Below are 18,540 nucleotides of genomic sequence, written 5' to 3' on the forward strand. Positions count from 1 at the left end.
ACGCGTCGTTCACGAGGGGATCACGCCAGCGGCTGCGAGTTCCGGCAGGCAGGGACGCAGCAGCCGTTCGGCCCGATGGCGGGCGTGCTGGCGCAGGGAATCGAGTTCGCAGTGCGTGAGGGCGCGGATGCGCGCGGCCCAGGCTTCCGCAGGAGCGTCGCCGTCCATCAGCAGCCCGGGGTGCTCCACGGCTTCTGGAATTCCGCCCCGTCGGACTCCCAGGGTAGGAAGTCCGGCGAGCCCGGCCTCGACGATGACGCGGGGGAAGGCGTCCTCGACGACAGAGGGCACGATCTGTAGCCGGTGCCGGGCGTAGAGACTGTCCATGTCGTACGTACGCGGCACGTACGTCACGTTGGAGTAGTGGGTGAACTCGGCGGATGTGTCCCACCATCCTTCGACCAATGTGAAGTGCCGCTCTGGCATCTGGGCGATGACCTGGTGCAGGAGTGCAGAGCCCTTGGCGGGAACGGGATTGACCATGAGCACGTCGCGGTCGCGGTGGAGACCGTGTCCTTCGGCGGCCTTGAAGGGCGGGTAGAAGACGACGTTGTTCTGTGCCCCTGGGGTGCGCCCGAGCACGAACCGCGACGTTGCCAGTGCGTGATGCGGTCCGCCGTCCAAGACGTGCAGGCCAGTCTTCGACACTGAGTGCAACCACCCGGCGACCGTGGTTCGCCCTCGGGCCATGCGCGCGAACTCGGCGGAGCCTTCTTGCGAGGTGATGACGAGCTGCGGAGACAGGGTCTCAAGGCTGCGTTCCAGCTCCGAGGCGATCCGGTCGCGGGGCAGTGCACGCACGTGGACGCCGTTCCACGTGTACGTGATCTCGTCCTTCGCGTCCGAGCAGAGGTAGGGGACCCCGACGTCGTCCAGGTGCCGGAGCATGGACGGCATGGTCGAGTCGTCGCTCCACGGCGGCTCGTGGCTGGCCAGATAGAAGGTGGACCATCCAGCGGCGGCGAATTCCTCGGCCAGGAGCTGCTGGGACACCTCTGCGCCGCCGATGAGGAACGGCGGGGGGATCCGCCTCCAGACAAATACCACGGTGCGCTGCCGGTTTGTCACGAAGCCTCCAGACGGAAGAACCGCTCAGCGAACCGGGGACGGCCACTGCGCCGGCGCAGGTCTGCGGCGACCGTCCAGGCGTAGCGCAGGGGGCGGTACAGGGCTGCGTCGGGCTGGAGTTGGGAGGCGTGAAGGCGCAGCAGTGTGAACTTGTCGAGCACAACCGGAGTGATGTCGTAGGTCTCCTCGGACAGGGCGTCTCCGACCCGCTCTCTGAAGAGTTGCTGATCATCCACGGACAGGCCGTAGGTCGACCAGAACGCGACATCCTCCCAGAACCAGCGGCATCCCAGCCGCTTGGCCGCCTCGTGTACCAGCAGGTGATCGGGATGGCGGGTGACCGCGGCCGGAGCGAGGAGTTCGGCATCCCCCAGGTCGGCCAGAGCATGCTCCAGGTCTTGCACGATCTTGTCGAGCATGGCCGGGTCGTAGGGGGTGTACGGCGGCCGAGCGTCGGCATGGCCGAGGAGCAGGTGCCGGGCGGAGAAGACACGGAGCGTTTCGGCTGCCTCGATGGCCCGCAGCGTCGAGACGGCGGCCTCGTCCGGGTACTGCTGGCGTGCTGCGCGGTGCACGGTGTTGGACCGGGTGAAGACCGTGATGACGGTCATCGGCCGGGCCTGGTAGAGCAGCATGCCGCTTGCCGAAAGGGCCAGGTCGTCGTGGTGCGGTTCGATCACCACCAGTGGCCGGGTCACCTGTGCAGGTCGTTGGATCAGGAAGCTGTCGCCAGTGAACGGCGCTGTCACGTCGATGACGGAGGTGTCACCGTCGCAGGCACGGGCTTTGAGTAATTGCTGGTGACTGTGGTGGGCTTGGAGCAGGGCCTGAGGGAATGCGTAGATGCCGTCGGCATCCGGTTCGGGAAGATCGATCAGGGGCACAGGGCTGTCACCTCAACGGACGGTGTTGTCGTACCAGCCCCGCCAGAAGCGGCGGGAGCGGAGGAAGAGCTGTGCGGTGACCGGGTTCGTGTACCAGATCATTCGCCAGCTCGACCAGGTCTCGAAGCGGCGTGGGGAGGGCTTGACGCGCAGGTGGTCGAGCGAGACGACGGGTGCCCGCAGCCGCCTGCCCAGCCGGGTCAGGCGGGCGAAGAACTCCACGTCTTCGCTCATGTAGCGGTCGGAGCGGTAGCCGCCGACGGTGTCGAAAGCGGCGCTGGTGCAGAACTGGGTGACGCCCTGGGCGCCGCCGCGTATCGCCCGGATGCCGCGCCACAGCCCGAAGAGCATCCGGGTCGCCGGCTTCGTCGGTTCGTAGAGGGCGGGGATCGCGCCGCCGACGGTGTCGCGTGCGTCCATCGCCGTGACCACGGCAGTGATGCCGTCCGCGGGGAAGTCGACGTCGGCGTCGATGAAGATCAGGTATTTGCCCTTCGCCTGGGCAGCTCCGCTGTTGCGGGCGTGTCCGATGCCGCGCACTGGTTCGGTGATGACGCCGGCGCCCAGTTGCGCCGCGGTGGCGGCGGTGGCGTCGTCGCTGGCGTTGTCGACAACGAGAACTTCGGCGGTCCGGCCGCTGACCTGTTCCCAACGGGCCACAGAGGTAAGAACGGTGGGGAGGTACCTGGGGAGGTACTTCTCCTCGTTGTAGGCGGGGATGACTACCGAGATCACCGGCTCGATCATGTGTGGCCCTCCGACGGAGCTGGGGTGTTTGCGGAGCTGAGGGATCGCGCAAGGCGCCGTCGCCACAGCGTCTGGTCACGGCCCTCGCCGCGGCTCGCGTAGTACCAGCCGCGGACGCACTGCACGGTGATCAGGCGGGACAGCAGGGCGGTGTCGACGGGGCGCCCGTATCCCGACAGCAGCGGTTGCCGGTCAGCGTCGGTCCAGGCGTCGGTGGTGACGGCTGTCTGTGCGACATCCCATTCGGGGACGGCGGGCCCGATCTCCTCGAAGTCGATGACGGCCAGTCCCTGCACGCCGTAGATCCAGTGGGCGACCACGTTGCACAGGTGCAGGTCGCCGTGGCAGAGCACCGCCGGCCGTTCCACGACGAGACTGCTCGCGTCGACGAAGGCACCGGCTACCGAAAGTCGCATCGGTGCGGGGAGCCGCGCGGCGAGCGTCGTCAGGCGCTGCCCGAGGGGCGGCGCGGCCACCGCCGATCGGTACAGGGGGAGCTGGTGGAAGGCCGCCAGCAGTTCCCCCGCACTGGCCAGGGCCTTGGCCCGCGAAACCTGGCCCTGCTGTACAGCGTCGTGCAGCAGGTGATCGCCCAGGTCCTCGGTGATGAGCGCGATGGCATCCGTGTCGGGGACTGCGCCCCACCCGGCAACGGCGGGGACATAGAACGGGGTGGGCATAGCGGTGAGGTGCTGAAGGGCCTCGTGTTCTCGCTTCGCCCTCTGGTGTGCACGGCTCCGGTACAGCTTGATGATCCAGCTGCGAGACGGTGGCGCATCTGTGGCGACGCGGTAGACGGCGGACCTCGCGTTGTTCGTGAGCCTCTGTACGCGGTCCGGCTGTGTGTCGAGAAGCGTGCGGCACGCGTCATACACAGTCGGCGGTGGAAGCACCGTACTCATGCGGCCCCCTGGAATCGGGGGGCGTCGATGCTCTGGTCGCCTAGCTGGTCGACGGTGCGCAGGGTGCGGGCCAGCACCGATCTGTAGAGCCGTACGTCGCTGGTGGGTGGGCAGTCGGCGAGCCAGGGCTTGGCGCCTCCCACGAAGTGCAGGACGGCCGTGTCCGTCGCATACGGCGGACGACTGGTGTAGCGGCGTGGCCAGTCGCTGCGTTCCAGGAAACGCGCGAGTTCGAACCGGTTGTAGCGGGCGTCGACCGGCACGACAGCACTTGCGTCGGCCGTCATCGCCCAGAGGTTCAAGGCGTCCTGGTCGTTGTGAAAGATGTACTGCGCGCCCGTCCGCAGCGCGGAGCGCACCCCACGGCGGATGACGGGCAAGGCGCTCGTCGTGGTCCACCACATGCCGGCGTTGTAGTACGGCAGCCCGCGCAACTCCGGCCGGTCAGCGACCAGGCCCGGCAATGCCTGCCCTCGGTAACCGATCCGTGGGTTGAACTCGTCGAGGGCCAACCCGAGCTGACCCTCGCGGAGGTGATTGAGGGGCGGGGCCGGATCGTCGAGGACGAGGGTGTCAGCGTCGACGTAGATCAGGTACGGCCGCTCCACGAAGGCAGCCGTGAAGGCGAACCGCAGGTAGGACGTGACGCTGATGTAGTCGGTGTCGGTCATGACAGCACTACGCGGCGGCCGAGCCCACTGCAGTCGGAAGGACCCGAATCCGGCCTTGCGGACGACATCCGCGAGCGTGGCTGCATGCTGCCGCGTCAGGTCCAGCGTCAGGACCCGGACGGCGGCCTGCCGACGTTCGGCCGGCTGGAGGGTCTCGGCGAGTGAGCTGACGGTGACCAGAGCAGGCAGGAGATATTGCTCGTCGATGCAGAAGCCGTACGCGAGCACCGTCACCCACCCATCCCGTGCTGATTGATCTCTTCGAGGGCGCGGAGCATTACGTCGTCGGGGCTCAGGTCGGCGTCGACCTGCACGACGCGCTTGGCGACCGGCTCGGCGAAGTGGCCGTAGAAGTGCGTGGCGAAGTCCTCGGCGTAGTAGAGCGACGGCACTTCAGGACGTGACTGAGCCCGGCGGGTGAGTTGCTCAGGCGACGCGATGAGCAGCAGGGTCAGGTCGGGAACCACCACGGCTCCGGCCGAACAACGAGCCTCGACCAGGGACCGGGCTGGAGCTTCCGCATCAAGGCCCTGGAGACGGCCGACGGCGCGTAGGTGCGCGAGTGTGGTGTCGACACTGCGATCCATGATCACCATGCCGGTGCGATGCACCGCTTCGGCGGCGAGGCGCAGCCGCTCCTCCTCAACCGCAAGGTGCACGTGCAGGGCTTGGAGGAGTTCGTCTTCGCTGCGGGCGAGCGGCCTGCCCAGCAGCGCAGGGTCTTTGGCCACGTGCTGATAGCAGCCGACCGTCTCAGTCGCCAGGCGCTGCCCGAGGCTCGTGGCGAGGGTGGTCTTGCCGCTGTTGCTCACTCCCTCGATGGCGACGATCACAGAACGGCTCCTTCCGCGGCCGCTGCCCTTGAGGGGGCGGGAGCCGCAGTGGGTTGGAAGGCATCGAGCCAGGCTGCGGCAATCTCGGTGCGCGTCTGTTGCGGTACCTCGTACATGCCGGGCTCGTGCGGAAGGGTGACCAGCAGGGCCGTGGCCGCGATGATCTCAGCCTTGATCACGTGGATGGCGGGGCCGATCGCCGACGTGTGGAGGAAGTTCACGGCGTTACCGCTGCCGAGCAGGCTGAACGAGCGGCCGTCGCGCGTGTACCGGGCGATGCCGGGGACTACGTCTTCCCGCGCGAACCCGCTTCGGGGGCTCGCGAGGCCGGCCAGGTCGAACTCGTCGTCAGCCGATGTGGCTCCGGCCAGGTACGCGCCATCGCGCAGCCAGGCCAGCTCCTCCATGCCGATCGCCCGGTTTCCCGTTGCGCTGAACACCAGTTCGGTGCGAGCCAAGGAGTCATGGAGGGCGGCGCGGCCGTAGCCCGTCGCGACGGCTTGGGCCTGGCGGATGGGGTCGCGGTCGTACACCGTGACGCGGACGTGCCGGGCGTGCAGTGCGGCGGCGATCCCTGCGCCGATCTTGCCGAAGCCGAGCACCGTGGCGTTGCGGCCGGGCATCACCTCGCCCAGGCGGCGCAGCAGGGTCTCCACCGAGAAGACGATTGCTTCGCCGACGAGTCGGTCCTCGGGTTCCTTCAGCGGGCTGCGGGCCACGCTGTAGACGGGGCAGGGCAGTTCCGGTAGCGCGAGGTAGCGGCGCAGTCCATTTTCCGTGTCTTCGACGACGCCCCGGATAAGGCCCGGAAGTGTCTGGCAGACCTCGGCGAGAGCGGGGGCGAAGTAGCCACCGATGTCCGCGAGAACCATCGGCCGGCCGTCGGCCCGGTCCTGGAGGTAGGGCGCAAGCCACTCAGGGTCCGCGAAGCGGCCACGGTCCACCGGATCGAGGCGGTAGGTCTCGGACATGAGGTCTTGCGTGCGCCGGTCGGCTGACTTCGGCTTGGGCAGCACGGCACGGACCTCGGCGACCTGTCCGAGCGCGGGGAGGAAGTTCATCTGGCCGGGCAACAGGTGCGTGACGACGAGGCTGGCGGCCTCACTGCGGGGCAGCGTGGAGGCGAATTCCGCGAAGAACGCGTCAGCCGCGACCGAGGGCGGTCGGAGCACGGATTTGACCGCGGGGGGAGGCGACGAGGACTCGGCGACGGAGGTGGACAAGGAACTTCCTCCTGCTTGTGGTTTGGACGTTCAGGCGGGGTGTGGGGAGGGGCCGGTAGGAAGGCACCCCTCCCCACACGTTTCGTCCGGCACCGGCCCCTGTGCGGGCCCGGTTGCCGGGTGGTGCACCCGACCCATCGCCGACGGCGGGGCGGGCCGTCTGATCACGCGCACGAAACGAGGTCGTTTAGGTCGACGACGGTGACGCCTCGCAGCTCGCGCACGAGCTGCGAGGCCAGGAACCATGGGGTCAACCGTCGCTGCCTGTACGGCAGCGGGGTTCGTGCCGACTCGTTGTCGAACTCCACGGGCTCGGGGCGTCCGTCGGGACCGGTGCGGTAGAGCGTCCCGATCACTCCGTGCAGCCGAGGCACCCTGGCCCGGAGCGCGACGGCTCCGGCCCGCACGAGGTGTCCGCACTGCCCGACTGCAGCCTTCGCGTGCTCCAGACACAGAGGCGGCTGAGCCGTAAGGTGTCCCTCCCAGCCGTCCGTGGACCTATCGTCGTGCTGCGCGGCTAGGAACAGGTATCCCAGCTCGGTGCGGCTGGGCTGCTGCATGCACACTTGGCACCGCAGATCTTCCATGCACTCCCGCTGCCGCGAAGGGTGCACGTCCCGCCACCGTGGTCTCCCGACGATGTCGTTGCCGCAGCGGGTCTGGGAGCACCGTGCCCAGAGCACGCCTCTGTCGTCTCGATCGCCCGGTCCTTCGTTCAGGTAGAGCAGACCCTTGCCACCGGGCCGCAGGCTCAGGTTCGACAGCGAGTCGGCCTCTTCTCCTTGGCGGGCTGTGATGTACGGCACGAGGCGACTGGGGATGGGCATGCCGGTCAGGGAGCTTGCCTCCCTCGACGTAGCGCGCGTCATGAGGCGGTGTCTCCCATCAGGTCGAGAATCGCGAGGATGGCCAGGGCGAACCGTCGGAGGTGGCCCGGTGCGTCATCGGGGTGGGGGTGCTCGGCGCTCAGGTAGATCAGGCGCCGCATCTCATCGACCGGGTACGGCCGCACGAGGTACGGAACGATCTCCACGAACGTGGTGGTCGCCTCCCGGAAGCGCGCGGCGATGGCAGCGACCAGATGCGGGACAGGGTGGGCGTACTCGCCAAGTACGGCCTCCAGGTCCTCGTACAGCTGCTCGTCGATCGCCTCGCTGGCGAGCAAGCGGCGAAGACCGAAAAGGACCACACCCAGGGTCTCGTGGTCGTTGGAGGTTCGCGGGCGTAGCAACCGCACGGCGACATCAGCCGACACTGCGACCATCACGAGCTCCCATCGGGGATCGCGAGGGAGCACCACGTCATGGTGCCGTCGGCGCTCACGCCCCACTCCTTCGCGAGGGCGGCGACGAGGAAGAGGCCGCGGCCGTTCTCGTCGGCCACGCCGGCGGAACGCAGCCGGGCCGGAGTCGGGGTGCCGTCGGTCACTTCGATGCGCAGTTCATAGGCGGAGCGCCGCACCCGCAGCCCGACCGGTTGTCCCTTGCCGTGCTTGATGGCGTTGGTGACCAACTCGGAGACGGCGAGCGTGGCGTCGTCGGTCAGCGTGGTCAGATCCCAGTAGTGCAGCTGGGCCTTGGTGATCCGTCTCATCTGCCCAATGCGGTGCTCAGCCGGGAGGAAGTCGACCTCGAAGCCGCCCTCGCCCGCCTGGTCCCAGGCTGCCGCGACAGACGTGGGGGACGTCATCGCTCCTGCGGCGAGCGTCTGGGCTCGGTCCGTCATCATCCCGCCTCCGAGAGCATGCGTGTACGGGCGGAGATGGGGGCGGGCGCGAACCCTCGCAGCATGGGAAACAGGGGCTGTCCAAGGGCGCGCCAGAAGAGCCGATCGCCAGTGAAGGCACGACGCGCATGAAGCCAGCGTTCGTTGTCCAGCAGGTATCCCTGACCGGGAGCCAGGTCGAGACGCACCTGGTGACGTCCGGCTGCCGCCCGCAGTCGCGGGAGGTAGGGCTGAACGATCGGGTTCCAGCGCGCCAGCCCGTCAAACCGCAGGCGCACGGACACCCTCAGATCGTCGTGGACGGTGAACACCTGCGTGGAATGACCGTCTCCGGCGCCGAAGAACGCGGTGCGCGGTTGAGCCAGCGCAACCCCGGCCTCCCTCTCACCACTGAAGAGGTCGGCGTGCACGGCCTGCCCGTCGGTGAGCAGGCATTCCCCACCCGTTTCGGCAGCTTGCCCGCACACGAGAAGCATCAGACGGGGCGGATTGGGGGTGCCGGAGCGTTCGGTGTGCGGGGCAAGCGGGCCGTTGCCAAATCCGGCAAAGCCCGCCCGATGCGCGTGACGGCGGGTGTCGCGAATGGTGGTGAGGCCGTCCGAGTCGCTGTCGCGGTGCGGCACCAGATTCATGATCCGGGTCGCGAAGCCGAGCACGGCAGTGCGCGAAGCGAGACCGTCGACAGTGACCAGGCCCGTGTCCCGCAGCCGCTCTGCGATCTTCTCCTCGACTCCCGGCACAGCCAGGTCGACACGGTTACGCAGGAAGACGTCGGCGTACGGCTGATGAACTCGGCGCATCACGGATCTCCTCGGCTGCGATGGATTGGTCCCACTGTTCGGCGCCGCTGGACCGGGGGTAAAGCGACAGATTGTCGACTCGGGCAATTCGCCCACGCCCAACTCGCGCCACGGGCCGCGTGCTACGTTCCGAACACCCCCGGCCGTACGTGCAATCAGAGGAGAGCGATGGCGTACACGCCCCCCACCTGGCCCGTCTCCGTCAAGGGCGTAGCCGTGGACAGCCACCGACGTGTACTGCTGCTGAAGAACGAACGCGAGGAGTGGGAGCTGCCCGGAGGCCGACTCGAACCCTCCGATGGCACACCTGAGTTGGCAGTAGAGAGGGAGATCGAGGAGGAGACCGGCTGGGCGGTCAAGGCCGGTCCTCTCCTGGACGTGTGGATCTACCAGCCCCTGCCCGTGACCATGCCGGACCGGCGAGTCGTGATCGTCACCTACGGCTGCGCCGTCCTCACCCCGGACAAGACCCCCGTGGTGAGTCACGAGCACAAACAGCTCGGCATGTTCACCGCCGACGAAGTGCCCGGCCTGACCATGCCGGACGGATACAAGCAGTCGATCGCCGCCTGGTACGCACGGATGTGACCGACCATGGACAGCGCGATGGTGGCACGGCGCTCGCAACACGCCCTGTGGCACTGGGCAACCCCGCAGGCCGAGGCCATCCTCGCCACCCGCGATCTCGGGGCCATCCTGCGCTTCCACCGCGCCGTACACGGCATGAACCAGTCCGAACTCGGGCAGCTCCTCGGCTACGACAAGACGTACATCTCGCTCCTCGAACTCGGCAAACGGAGCCTTGACGACATCGGCTCCAGACGCCACATCGCGGAGACCCTGCGTCTGCCTCCGCACATCGTCGGCGTCACCGATCCTGCCGACACCGACCACCGCGCCATGCTCCAGTTCGGCGAGTCCACCGTCCGCCTCGCCGAGATCGCCCGACAGTCCGGGCACGCCTCCGAAGCCGTCGCCGAGCTGTGGCCCCTGGTCGCCCGGCTCGAAGCACGCATGGAGGACGGGCACACGGAACGGGACGTCCTCCACCTCCTGGCCCGCGCCCGTGTCGGCCTCGGCGTCGCCCTGGGCAACGTCCTGCCGGAGGAACGACTGAGCACCGCCGCCCGCTGGACCGCGAAGAGCATCGACATCGCCCGCTACTTCGGCGACCCGGCCTTCACCTCCTACGTGTTGCGCATGCACGGCAACGAACTGCGCAAGGCCCGCCTCCACGGAGCCGCCGTCGACCGTCTGCAGCACGCGGCTGCCATCGCACCGGACCACGGGGCGAAAGCAGCCGTAATTCCGCTGCTCGCTCGTGCGGCCGGCACCCTCCGGAACCAGCCTCTGTTCGACGAGGCGATGCGGGAGACGAACCGGCTCCTCGACGAGACCGAACACACGTCGTTGTTCAACCCCTACGCCCTGCACGAGATCCGACTTCGAGGGCTGATGGCCACTGGCAGAACCGACATCGCCATACAACTGGTCGAGCAGGGCAGTCCTGTACCGACGACCACCGTCGCGCCGCAGTGGCGTGTGATCGAGCTCATCACCGTGGCCCAGGTGCGGCTGGCCGCCGACGACTGCGGCGGCGCCACGCAGTCCCTGCACACCGCCGTCGACGAAGCTGTCCGCCAGCGCCTTCCCCATCAGTTGCAGCGCATCCTGCGCGCAGCGCGCGACCGGTTGCCGGAGATCAGGGAAGTCGCAGACCATGCCCTGGACCGGATTCGGCGAGAGATGGCCGCCTAACTTGATCTCGTCCCAGAGCAGCACCGGCTGGCCTCGATCGCCCGTCTTTAGGAACGTGGTCATGGGCCCATCGCACCGCGCTGCCAAGCCGTCTACCAGGGGAATCCAGAGGGGGAAAAATCTGTCAAGGGGGGAAACCTAGGGGGGAATTGGGGCCATGATTGGATTCCGCTCCCGACAGAGGTCACACTCATGCCAGATCCGTTCGCCGAACTGTTGCTCCGGCTCCGGAAGGACGCAGGCCGGACGCAAGAGCAGCAGGCAGACGCGATCAACGCTGTCTCCGGCCGGGACACCATGACCCGCCGGGAGATCAGCCGCTACGAGTCGTTCGAGAATGTCCCTACGAACCACACACTCGCCCATATCGCGGTGGCCTGCGGCGTCCCCTTCGAAGAACTATTGCGGGAGGCCAAGGCCGCCCGCGCCCGACGGAGGAGGGGGAACGTCCATGAAGAGGAGGACCAGGACGAGGTGAAGCGCCGCACGCTGCTGGGCAGCGCCGCCATCGGCGTAAGCGCGGCTGCCGAGCCCTGGGGGCGGCTCGCCTTCGCGCTCAGCAAGGGCTCCCGCATCGACACACCTTCTGCGGTCGCTCTAGTCAACCGAGCTGCTGACCTGCACGTCCAGGAACTCAATCTCAGCGCCCGCCGCCTGCAAAACACCGTTGAGTCGCACCTTGACGCGATCACCGCCGCCCTGCCTCACGCCGGCGAGCACGAACGGGCTCTCACTATCGCCGCCGGGGAGACCGCCGCCCTTGCCGGATGGGTGGCCTGGGACCTGGGCGAGTACGACAAGGCTGGTGCCTACTACGACGTCACGAGGGAGTGCGCAAAGAACGCAGGGCATCCTCCCCTGAGGGCCTTGGCCCTCACCTACGCCAGCTACGGGGCCCCGACACCGAAGAAGACGCTGGAACTCCTGTCCCAGGCTTCCCAGGATGTGCGCGGCCACGGCAACGCCACGGCCGCAGCCTGGGTCCTCGGAAGGCACGCGGAGGAAGCTGCCGCGGTCGGCGACGAGACAGGGGCGCTGCGTGCGCTTGACCGAGCGCGCTTCGCCTACGACTTCGCGGATCACACCAGTGAGCAGGCGTGGGTCCGCTTTGTGACGCCCTACCGGATGGATTCGTTGGCCCTCTCCGTGTACGGGCAGTTGGGGCGATCCGAACTCACCGCCACGGCCGACACCGCGGTCGACCGCCTCGGGGACGAACTACCGGATGGTGGCGTCGTCGTCCTCGGTGATCTCGCCTCAGCCCTGCTGCGCGGAGGTGACGTCGAACAAGGCGTCTACGTATCACGCCAGTTCACGGCTGCGTCACAAGCCAAGCCCAACACGATGGGCAAGGAACGCGCCGCGAAAATCGCCGCGTGGCTCCCGGACAGTGAGCGGGAACTCGCCCATCACTTGCGGCGGTTCGCGTCCTGAATCGATCCCCTCGTTCGGTACACCGGCGAGCTCAGGAACGAGCGCCGTGGTGCGACACATCGCTCGTCAGTCGCGCGTTGTCTCCTCAACAACCCACGACAGGTACGCCTCCGACCCGCCGGTCACAGGCAGCGTGATCCACTGCGGGACGTCGTACGGGTGCTTCTCGGACAGCCACGCCTCCAGCTGCGGGAGACAGTCGGTCGTCGTCATGTACGAGATACGCCACTCCTGCGCCGTCTCGACCTCGTTCTTCCACCAGTAGACGGCGGTGATCGGCCCGTCGATGTGAACGCCCGCTGCCAACTTGCTCTCAACTGCACCCCGTGCCAGCGCCCTTGCCTGGTCCTCGGTGTCGATGGTCGTCTGCGCGATCACAATCTCGGTGGCCATGCAACTACCTCTCCATCTCGGTGTACCGCGACCCTACCCAGCGCATTGCTCGCCTCTCAGATCGCGGGACCTTCCGGTGTTTCGCTTGGGAAGGTTTGTACTGTGGTCGCGTTGCGGCCATATACCGACGGTTGCCGTGAAGCTGTCTCCTGCACTTCTCGACGAGCCCCCTCCGGGGCCACCTCTCCTGTATCCCGGGTCGCGAGCTTCGTGAATATCTGCTCCGCGCGACTCAGAGTGAGCCGCGTTGCGCCGTACGGTCCCACCGCGTAACCGGTGCGATGGCCGTGCAGATGCAGTTCTGCCACCGCCTGAACCGCGGCATCGACCTGTGGCACGTCGTCCGGCGGGACGAGAGCGTGCAGCTCCTCCGCCCACTCCCAGCCGAGATCGCGGAGCACCGTTCGAGCTTCTTCCTTCTCCCAGCCGCTTCGCGCCACCAACCCATGTCGGGGGTCCACCGAGAAGACCACGTCGGGGTTCGTCATCAATGCGCCATCTCCTCGCCTCGTTCAGCAGGCTCGGCTTCTTCGTGGCCTCCATGGGCTTGTGAGGGCCAGGCTGCGAGCTGAAAGCGCGCCGGACGGTCTTCGTGCCGTCCGACCCGGCATTCGTCGCCGGCTTTGCCGAGGGCCTTGTTCATCCGCGTGAGGAACCGGTCGTACTGCTCGTGCCAGATCACGGTCGAGCCCGCGTCCGCGTACGCATCGGTTCTGGCGAAGGCCAGGGCGGCGATCTCGTACCCAAGGCCCTTGTGTTTCGTCCAGCACGGTGGGATGACGTCCTGCGGCTGCCAGGCATACGTCCAGTTCAGCCAGCGGCACACGGAGTCGAGCCACGTGGGTATCGGCGCGATCAACTCGGCGGACAATGCCCCCAGATCCCACGGAGCGGGGCCGTCGACCACGGACTCCTCCGCGCTCCGCTCCGCGATGTACTCCAAGATCAGTGCTGGTGGCTCGGGGAAGGGCTCGAATTGCACAAGGAGATTCGTCATGCGGCAGCCGCTCCCTCTCGGCCGGCCCACGCCGCGGCGTGAGCCTTGGCCTGGTTCTTCTTCGCCGTGGCCTGCCGTGAGCGCTCCGCCTCATTGGCCGCTCGCAGGTCGCGGACGTGGCCTTCGATCTCGGTCCAGGACTCCCAGGTCCACATGCCGTCGAGACGTGTGACGATGGGCGGGAGGTTGTCCGCGAGGACCAAAGCGTGGCCTTCCGGAAGAGCCCTGATCTCGTCCCCGCGCAGGACCGGCTCCAGTGCCATGTGCGTGGCGGTCGAGTGGCCGCCGCGGTCTCCCCCGGTCGTGGTCTTCGTTGTCCGCTCCCGTTCAACCTGACCGCACAGGTCGGACATGTCCTTGAGGAAGGCCGGGTCCTTGTCCCCGCTGAAGACAACGACGTTGTTGGTGAACGCCGCCAGCTCCTTCGCCGTGTCCTCGCCGAAGCGGGCGCGAGCGGAAGCCCAAGCCTGGAGTCCGTAGATGACCGTGATGCCTCGACCCCGGCCATCGGCGACGCGTTGGCGCAGGCTCGGGATGGGCGCGATGTTCGGGGCCTCGTCCAGGGCGGCGAGGAGGGCCGGGTCGAGTCGTCCGGCCGGGGAGGCGATGGCGTGAGCCTCTGCGAGGTCGAGCAGGTCTTCGGCTATCGCCGTGGTCAGCGGTGCGACGCTGTTCACCTCCGAGTCCTTGCCGAGCAGGTAGATGGTGCCTCCTGCGTCAAGGAACTCGTGGAAGTCCGTAGCGTCCTCTTCGTCTCCCTGGAGAGCGCGGATCACCGACTGGTGCATGAAAGGTTCGAGGGCCGCGTCCAGGGTCGAGGCGGTGTTACCGACGGTGCGGCTGTCCCCGGTGGTGGCAGTGCGGAGCATGTCCGCCCAGCCGGGGCCGGCGCCGGGATGGGCGTTGAGGATGCCAAGAGGGGCGGGGTCCGTGAGCTTGCGGGCCCACTTCAGCACCCAGTCGAGGTTGGCGCCATCGAGGGCGGCGGCGTGGAAGAACGCGGCGAGGATCTTGGATGCCTGTCCCTTGTAGAAGGCGCTGCCCTCGCTGGACTGTGCCGCGGAACCGGGAGTTCGTGAACCCGCGACGAATGCCTTGGCCCTCATCATCGCGACCTCCGTTTCAGACGCGCCGTTGATCGGCGTCCAACGGAACTTCGGGAGGGAGGGTGCGATGTTCTGCGGGTCGAAGACCATGACGGGTCGGCCGTCACGCCGCCGTGCGTCGAGGGTCAGTTCGACCAGGTCGGGCTTGGTCGAGGTGGCCAGGACCGGACCGGCCCAGTTGCGGATGGTCGGAGCGAAGAAGCGCAGAGTCTTTCCGCTGCCCATGGGGCCGATGACCCGGCATGCCTTGTCGGCGCGGGACCACAGCTCAACGCCTTTCGGGCGTTGCGAGGTTCCCAGCGAATAGCCGAAGTCGTAAGGATCAAGGGGGTGGTGCATGACATGCTCCGGAGCGAGGTGGGGCGAGGTGGGGCGAGGAGAGGGCGGATCAACCACCGACGGTGCGGTCCTTCGCGAGATTCACTGCTGACGCACGCGCGGGCTGGTCGTCACCGCGGGTGAGGGAGGGGCGGATCTCCGTGGCTCTCAGGACCGCCTTGGCCGACATCTGGCGCTTCAGCTGCCCCTTGCTTGCGAATCCGGCATTGCGTCGGCCCCGGTTCATCAGGACCCAGACCGTCACCAGGACCACGGCGCACACTACGGTCAGCGCGTACAGGGCCAGGGAGATCCCACTCGGCATGACGTCCACTACTCGGCCTTCCGTGCGACGCGGGCCGCGAGGTACCGCATCCGCCGGCCGCAGAGGCGGGAGAGGGACGCGTCGGGCCCGGCACAGCGCGGCGGTGCCGTGTGGAAAGCGCTGTGCAGGTCCTCGGCGGCTCGCCAGATGTGGGTGACGGCCGTGCGGACGCGGCCCCCGGCGGCGGAGTGGTCGCCGTGGTCCAGCACGGTGGCCAGCGCCTTCGTACGCCGGGCGAGGTCGAGCACTTCGGCGTGCAGCTGGTCGATGTCCTGCCGCACCGCGTGCTCGTCGGCCGGGAGCGTGGTGTGGTCGGTGGTGATGGTCATGACGGGAGCGCGCTCCGAATCTGTGTGGAAGGGGTCGGCGGCGGAGAGGTGGCGGTACCGGCTCATTCGGCGTCCGGCGAGGTGCTGGTCAGGTCGGTCATCGAGCCGGAGGAGAAGCACAGGTGCTGCTCGGCTTCCACCAGGAGGTGTTGCACGCCCGGGTAGATCACCTCACCGACCTTCCACAGGGCGATCCCGCGGCGTAGGCGCATGATGTGCTCCGCCGTCCAGGCCGGCAGGCCCAGCCGCGTCACCGTCGCTTCCGCTTCGGCCTTCTTCTGGCTGTAGATCACGATGGTGTCGGCCATCTTCAGAGCCGCTTGGGTCTCCGGGCTGTCATCGATGTCCGACAGGTGATGGACGATGAAGATGCAGGACAGGCCGTAACCCCGTGCGAACTTGAGGAACTTCTCCAGCAGCGAGGCGAGTTGGGGTGTGCCGAGAATGTGCCAGGCTTCCTCGCAGACGAGGATGCGCTTGCGCTGGGTGTAGCGGCGGCAGCCGGTTTCCGGGTTCGGGCCCAGCTCCCAGGCTCCGGAGTTCGCGTCGACCACGACGCGGTCATGCTGCCCCGGCTCCGTCCCGCATTCGCACAGCGGGCGCAGCCAGACCTCTTCGAGGAAGACGCTGATGACGGCGACGAGGATGGTCATTGCGACGCCGCCGGACGGGACCTTGGTCAGGTCGAAGACGATCATGTCTGCGTCGAGGTCCACGCCGAGACTGGTCGGGCCGTCGAGCATGCCGGTGAGGTCGCCGGTCGCGTCCTGTTCGCTTCCGCAGAGCCGGTCCAGGACGTAGGACGCCTCCAGGCCGTCACCGAGGAGTTCGTCCCGCGTCCGCTGCTTCGCCGTCGCGTCGGACTCCTCCGGGGACCGCAGAGCGGCGGCGACATCAGCCAGTACCGGCGTGCGGCCGAGGTCTCCCGCCCGCTGATGAGCCCTGCGGATCGCGATGCGGAGAGCGGAGCCGGCGAACTCGTCCAGGGCCTTGCCGAGCCCGAGTTCAACGATCGTGCGCACAAGCTCGACTTGCCGCTTGCCCGCGATGGCGGGGTCCATCGGGTTGATGCACGAGGCACCGCGACCGCCACCCGGGGCGAACTTCACCGGGGCCTTGCCGGTCAGCGAGCGGCCGAGCGCGGCCCACTCGCCTTCCTCGCGCTCCTTCTGTTCCTTGGTGTCGAGGACGACCACCTGTCGGCCGAGGCGGATCTGTCGCGCGGTGTACGTCTTGGTCAGGGCCGACTTCCCCCGGCCGGTGTCGCCCATCATGATCATGTTGCCGCCGGGCAGGCCGTCACCGAAGGCGCTGAAGGGGCAGTAGATGAACGCCTTGCCGGAGTAGAGTTCCCGGCCGATGATCGCGCCTGCGGTGCCGAGGGTCGGCGGTGCGATGGGCAGGTACAGGGCCTGGCTGGTGGTCGTCTCGGTGTAGAGGGGACGGCGCACCGTCTCGTACATCGGGGACAGCGGAGTGAGATCAAGCAGGTCAGTCACTTGATGCCTCCGGCGAGAGGGAGGGTCGTGGCGAAGGCGCGAGCGTGTTCGAGGTCGAGCCATTCGATCCGGAGGTGCGCGTTGCGGGCGCGGGAAGCGGTGGTGCGCTTCGTACGCTCCAGTTCCTCGGCACTGCGCGAGGAGATGGTGATGTAGCCGACGACGGCGGAGCCGGCCGCGCCGGAGGAGGCCAGAGCCATGCCCCGTGATCCGGTGGCGTCCGCCGCGATGCGGTCTCGCGGGTCGATGTTCTTGCCGCGCTTACGGTCGCGGTCCATCTCGGCCTGGTTGTTCGTGTCCTCCGCGAGCATGCGCTCCACGGCCTTGTCGTTGGGTTCGAGCTGCTGCGTGATCGAGATCGTGCGGATGACGTCGGGCATTCCGATCAACAGGGGCGACAGGAAGTCGGGGCCAACGGGGGTGGTGGGCCATCCGACGACGGCGGCCGTGGCGTGGTACCAGCTGTCGGTGGAGCCCGCCGCGCGGGTGGCTACGTGGGCGCCGTCGCGGACGTCGACGTTGCGGGGGAAGGCGTGCGCCTGCGGGAGGTCGGTGTCCCAGATGGCGTGGTCCGGGTCGTAGCTGTTGCGGATGAACGCGGTCATCCGGCCTTCGTCCAGGGGTGCGATCACGGAGAGGTCGGCGTCCTCGGCGCGGGACCACAGCTCATCCAGGTACGCGGCCATGGCGGCGGCGACTCCTTCGTCACCGGCTCCGCGGGCGGCACCCTCGGCCGCCAGGTCGCGGGTGAACTTCGCGTGGATGGTGATGTAGTACCGGTGTTCCTCGGCGCTGGTCGACACGGCGTTGGCCAGCACGTCGTACGAGTCCTTCAGCCACTGCGGAGCATCGGCCGTCGCCGCCGACTCGTCGCGCTGCGCGATGAACCGTTGGTGGGCGTAGGGATCGGACTTCATCTGCCGGGCGAGGACCTGGACCCTCTTCACCGGGTGCTCCTCGATGTTGCCGAAGGCGTCGAGGAGTTCGCCCCAGCGCTCCAGCGCGACGACCTGTTCACCGACTTCCTTGCCGCCCAGGCCGGGGGAGGCGATCTCCAGCGTGGCCGTGACGCAACCGGCCTCCGGCTGGAGCACGACGACCGCCTTCTGCCCGCGGACCGTGACCGGCACCAGCGTCATGCCCGCGATGCCCTCCGGCTCCGCCAGTGCGGCATCCGGCGGGGTGCCGTCGCGGCGCACGCCGGCCTCGAAGGCCGGGGACACCCACACGCCACCGGTCCGGCGGAGCGCCTTGCGGTGGTAGCGGTTGATCCGCCACCACCGGTAGAGCGTGCGCCGCTGGGACGTGCCCTTCGGCCGGTACGGGGCGTACACGATGGCGAGGGCGAGCAGGATCGGCAGGACGAGGCATGTCGCGGCGATGGCCGTCACGCCGTTGAAGAGGTAGCCGAACAGGATGCCGGTGACCGCTCCGCCACCGAGAACGACCTGTTCGCCGAGGTCGCGGCGGCCCACCAGCCCCGTAGGGCGGTGCTTTCCGAACTGATACGTACGAGTCGACATGGGAC

At 68.0% G+C, this 18,540-nt stretch carries 22 protein-coding genes; 3 read left to right on the forward strand and 19 right to left on the reverse strand.

Annotated features, from left to right (window positions below; translation table 11 throughout):
- Nucleotides 1-9 precede the first annotated feature (9 nt).
- The 11 genes from ACZ7NC_RS00275 to ACZ7NC_RS00325 form a co-directional block, all read right to left on the reverse strand.
- Complete coding sequence (locus ACZ7NC_RS00275; RefSeq protein ID WP_471483525.1) at nucleotides 10-993, reverse strand: glycosyltransferase; 984 nt, start codon at nucleotides 991-993, stop codon at nucleotides 10-12.
- Between the two features lie 71 nt (nucleotides 994-1,064).
- Complete coding sequence (locus ACZ7NC_RS00280) at nucleotides 1,065-1,952, reverse strand: PIG-L deacetylase family protein (protein ID WP_471483527.1); 888 nt, start codon at nucleotides 1,950-1,952, stop codon at nucleotides 1,065-1,067.
- Nucleotides 1,953-1,964: 12 nt separating this feature from the next.
- Nucleotides 1,965-2,699: a glycosyltransferase gene (locus ACZ7NC_RS00285; RefSeq protein ID WP_471483529.1), complete on the reverse strand. Its 735-nt coding sequence runs from the start codon at nucleotides 2,697-2,699 to the stop codon at nucleotides 1,965-1,967.
- On the reverse strand, nucleotides 2,696-3,601 hold the full coding sequence (locus ACZ7NC_RS00290) for an aminoglycoside phosphotransferase family protein (protein WP_471483531.1): 906 nt from the start codon (nucleotides 3,599-3,601) through the stop codon (nucleotides 2,696-2,698). Before ACZ7NC_RS00290 ends, ACZ7NC_RS00285 begins: the two co-directional genes overlap by 4 nt.
- Nucleotides 3,598-4,506, reverse strand: a complete 909-nt coding sequence (locus ACZ7NC_RS00295) for a glycosyltransferase (RefSeq protein WP_471483533.1) — start codon at nucleotides 4,504-4,506, stop codon at nucleotides 3,598-3,600. Before ACZ7NC_RS00295 ends, ACZ7NC_RS00290 begins: the two co-directional genes overlap by 4 nt.
- Nucleotides 4,503-5,105, reverse strand: a complete 603-nt coding sequence (locus ACZ7NC_RS00300; RefSeq protein WP_471483535.1) for a nucleoside/nucleotide kinase family protein — start codon at nucleotides 5,103-5,105, stop codon at nucleotides 4,503-4,505. The genes ACZ7NC_RS00295 and ACZ7NC_RS00300 overlap by 4 nt, the downstream gene beginning before the upstream one ends.
- A complete protein-coding gene (locus tag ACZ7NC_RS00305; RefSeq protein WP_471483537.1) occupies nucleotides 5,102-6,328 on the reverse strand; it encodes an adenosylhomocysteinase in 1,227 nt (408 codons plus the stop codon). Before ACZ7NC_RS00305 ends, ACZ7NC_RS00300 begins: the two co-directional genes overlap by 4 nt.
- A gap of 164 nt (nucleotides 6,329-6,492) precedes the next feature.
- The gene (locus tag ACZ7NC_RS00310) at nucleotides 6,493-6,888 is read right to left on the reverse strand and encodes a hypothetical protein (RefSeq protein WP_471483539.1); all 396 of its coding nucleotides are present in this window, start codon (nucleotides 6,886-6,888) and stop codon (nucleotides 6,493-6,495) included.
- Nucleotides 6,889-7,193: 305 nt separating this feature from the next.
- Complete coding sequence (locus tag ACZ7NC_RS00315; protein WP_471483541.1) at nucleotides 7,194-7,592, reverse strand: DUF6415 family natural product biosynthesis protein; 399 nt, start codon at nucleotides 7,590-7,592, stop codon at nucleotides 7,194-7,196.
- The gene (locus ACZ7NC_RS00320; protein WP_471483543.1) at nucleotides 7,592-8,017 is read right to left on the reverse strand and encodes an ATP-binding protein; all 426 of its coding nucleotides are present in this window, start codon (nucleotides 8,015-8,017) and stop codon (nucleotides 7,592-7,594) included. Before ACZ7NC_RS00320 ends, ACZ7NC_RS00315 begins: the two co-directional genes overlap by 1 nt.
- A gap of 35 nt (nucleotides 8,018-8,052) precedes the next feature.
- Nucleotides 8,053-8,853, reverse strand: a complete 801-nt coding sequence (locus ACZ7NC_RS00325) for a TauD/TfdA family dioxygenase (RefSeq protein ID WP_471483545.1) — start codon at nucleotides 8,851-8,853, stop codon at nucleotides 8,053-8,055.
- 168 nt (nucleotides 8,854-9,021) lie between these two features.
- Between ACZ7NC_RS00325 and ACZ7NC_RS00330 the strand changes: the two genes are divergently transcribed.
- From ACZ7NC_RS00330 to ACZ7NC_RS00340, 3 genes are all read left to right on the forward strand, one after another.
- Complete coding sequence (locus tag ACZ7NC_RS00330) at nucleotides 9,022-9,441, forward strand: NUDIX hydrolase (protein WP_471483546.1); 420 nt, start codon at nucleotides 9,022-9,024, stop codon at nucleotides 9,439-9,441.
- Between the two features lie 6 nt (nucleotides 9,442-9,447).
- Nucleotides 9,448-10,611 carry a helix-turn-helix domain-containing protein gene (locus tag ACZ7NC_RS00335; protein WP_471483548.1) on the forward strand — a complete coding sequence of 388 codons (1,164 nt, stop codon included), beginning with the start codon at nucleotides 9,448-9,450 and terminating at the stop codon, nucleotides 10,609-10,611.
- A 192-nt stretch (nucleotides 10,612-10,803) separates the two neighbouring features.
- Nucleotides 10,804-12,045 (forward strand): helix-turn-helix transcriptional regulator, encoded by a 1,242-nt coding sequence (locus ACZ7NC_RS00340; RefSeq protein WP_471483549.1) that lies wholly within the window; start codon nucleotides 10,804-10,806, stop codon nucleotides 12,043-12,045.
- Nucleotides 12,046-12,111: 66 nt separating this feature from the next.
- Here the strand turns inward: ACZ7NC_RS00340 and cutA are convergent, their stop codons facing one another.
- The 8 genes from cutA to ACZ7NC_RS00380 all read right to left on the reverse strand — a co-directional run bounded on the left by cutA (nucleotide 12,112) and on the right by ACZ7NC_RS00380 (nucleotide 18,535).
- Entirely contained in the window at nucleotides 12,112-12,438 is a 327-nt protein-coding gene (gene cutA / locus ACZ7NC_RS00345) for a divalent-cation tolerance protein CutA (protein WP_471483551.1), read from the reverse strand.
- 56 nt (nucleotides 12,439-12,494) lie between these two features.
- Nucleotides 12,495-12,926 (reverse strand): hypothetical protein, encoded by a 432-nt coding sequence (locus tag ACZ7NC_RS00350; RefSeq protein WP_471483552.1) that lies wholly within the window; start codon nucleotides 12,924-12,926, stop codon nucleotides 12,495-12,497.
- Entirely contained in the window at nucleotides 12,926-13,345 is a 420-nt protein-coding gene (locus ACZ7NC_RS00355; RefSeq protein WP_471483554.1) for a hypothetical protein, read from the reverse strand. Before ACZ7NC_RS00355 ends, ACZ7NC_RS00350 begins: the two co-directional genes overlap by 1 nt.
- Before the next feature lie 86 nt (nucleotides 13,346-13,431).
- Nucleotides 13,432-14,880, reverse strand: a complete 1,449-nt coding sequence (locus tag ACZ7NC_RS00360) for a type IV secretory system conjugative DNA transfer family protein (protein ID WP_471483555.1) — start codon at nucleotides 14,878-14,880, stop codon at nucleotides 13,432-13,434.
- A 49-nt stretch (nucleotides 14,881-14,929) separates the two neighbouring features.
- Nucleotides 14,930-15,184, reverse strand: coding sequence for a hypothetical protein (locus ACZ7NC_RS00365; protein WP_471483556.1), 255 nt, complete (start codon nucleotides 15,182-15,184; stop codon nucleotides 14,930-14,932).
- 8 nt (nucleotides 15,185-15,192) lie between these two features.
- A complete protein-coding gene (locus tag ACZ7NC_RS00370) occupies nucleotides 15,193-15,513 on the reverse strand; it encodes a DUF6238 family protein (protein ID WP_471483558.1) in 321 nt (106 codons plus the stop codon).
- A 62-nt stretch (nucleotides 15,514-15,575) separates the two neighbouring features.
- Nucleotides 15,576-17,012 (reverse strand): ATP/GTP-binding protein, encoded by a 1,437-nt coding sequence (locus ACZ7NC_RS00375; protein WP_471483560.1) that lies wholly within the window; start codon nucleotides 17,010-17,012, stop codon nucleotides 15,576-15,578.
- Complete coding sequence (locus tag ACZ7NC_RS00380) at nucleotides 17,009-18,535, reverse strand: SCO6880 family protein (RefSeq protein WP_471483562.1); 1,527 nt, start codon at nucleotides 18,533-18,535, stop codon at nucleotides 17,009-17,011. The genes ACZ7NC_RS00375 and ACZ7NC_RS00380 overlap by 4 nt, the downstream gene beginning before the upstream one ends.
- Nucleotides 18,536-18,540: the final 5 nt, after the last annotated feature.

It is taken from the genome of Streptomyces sp. NPDC111802 (assembly GCF_055634335.1).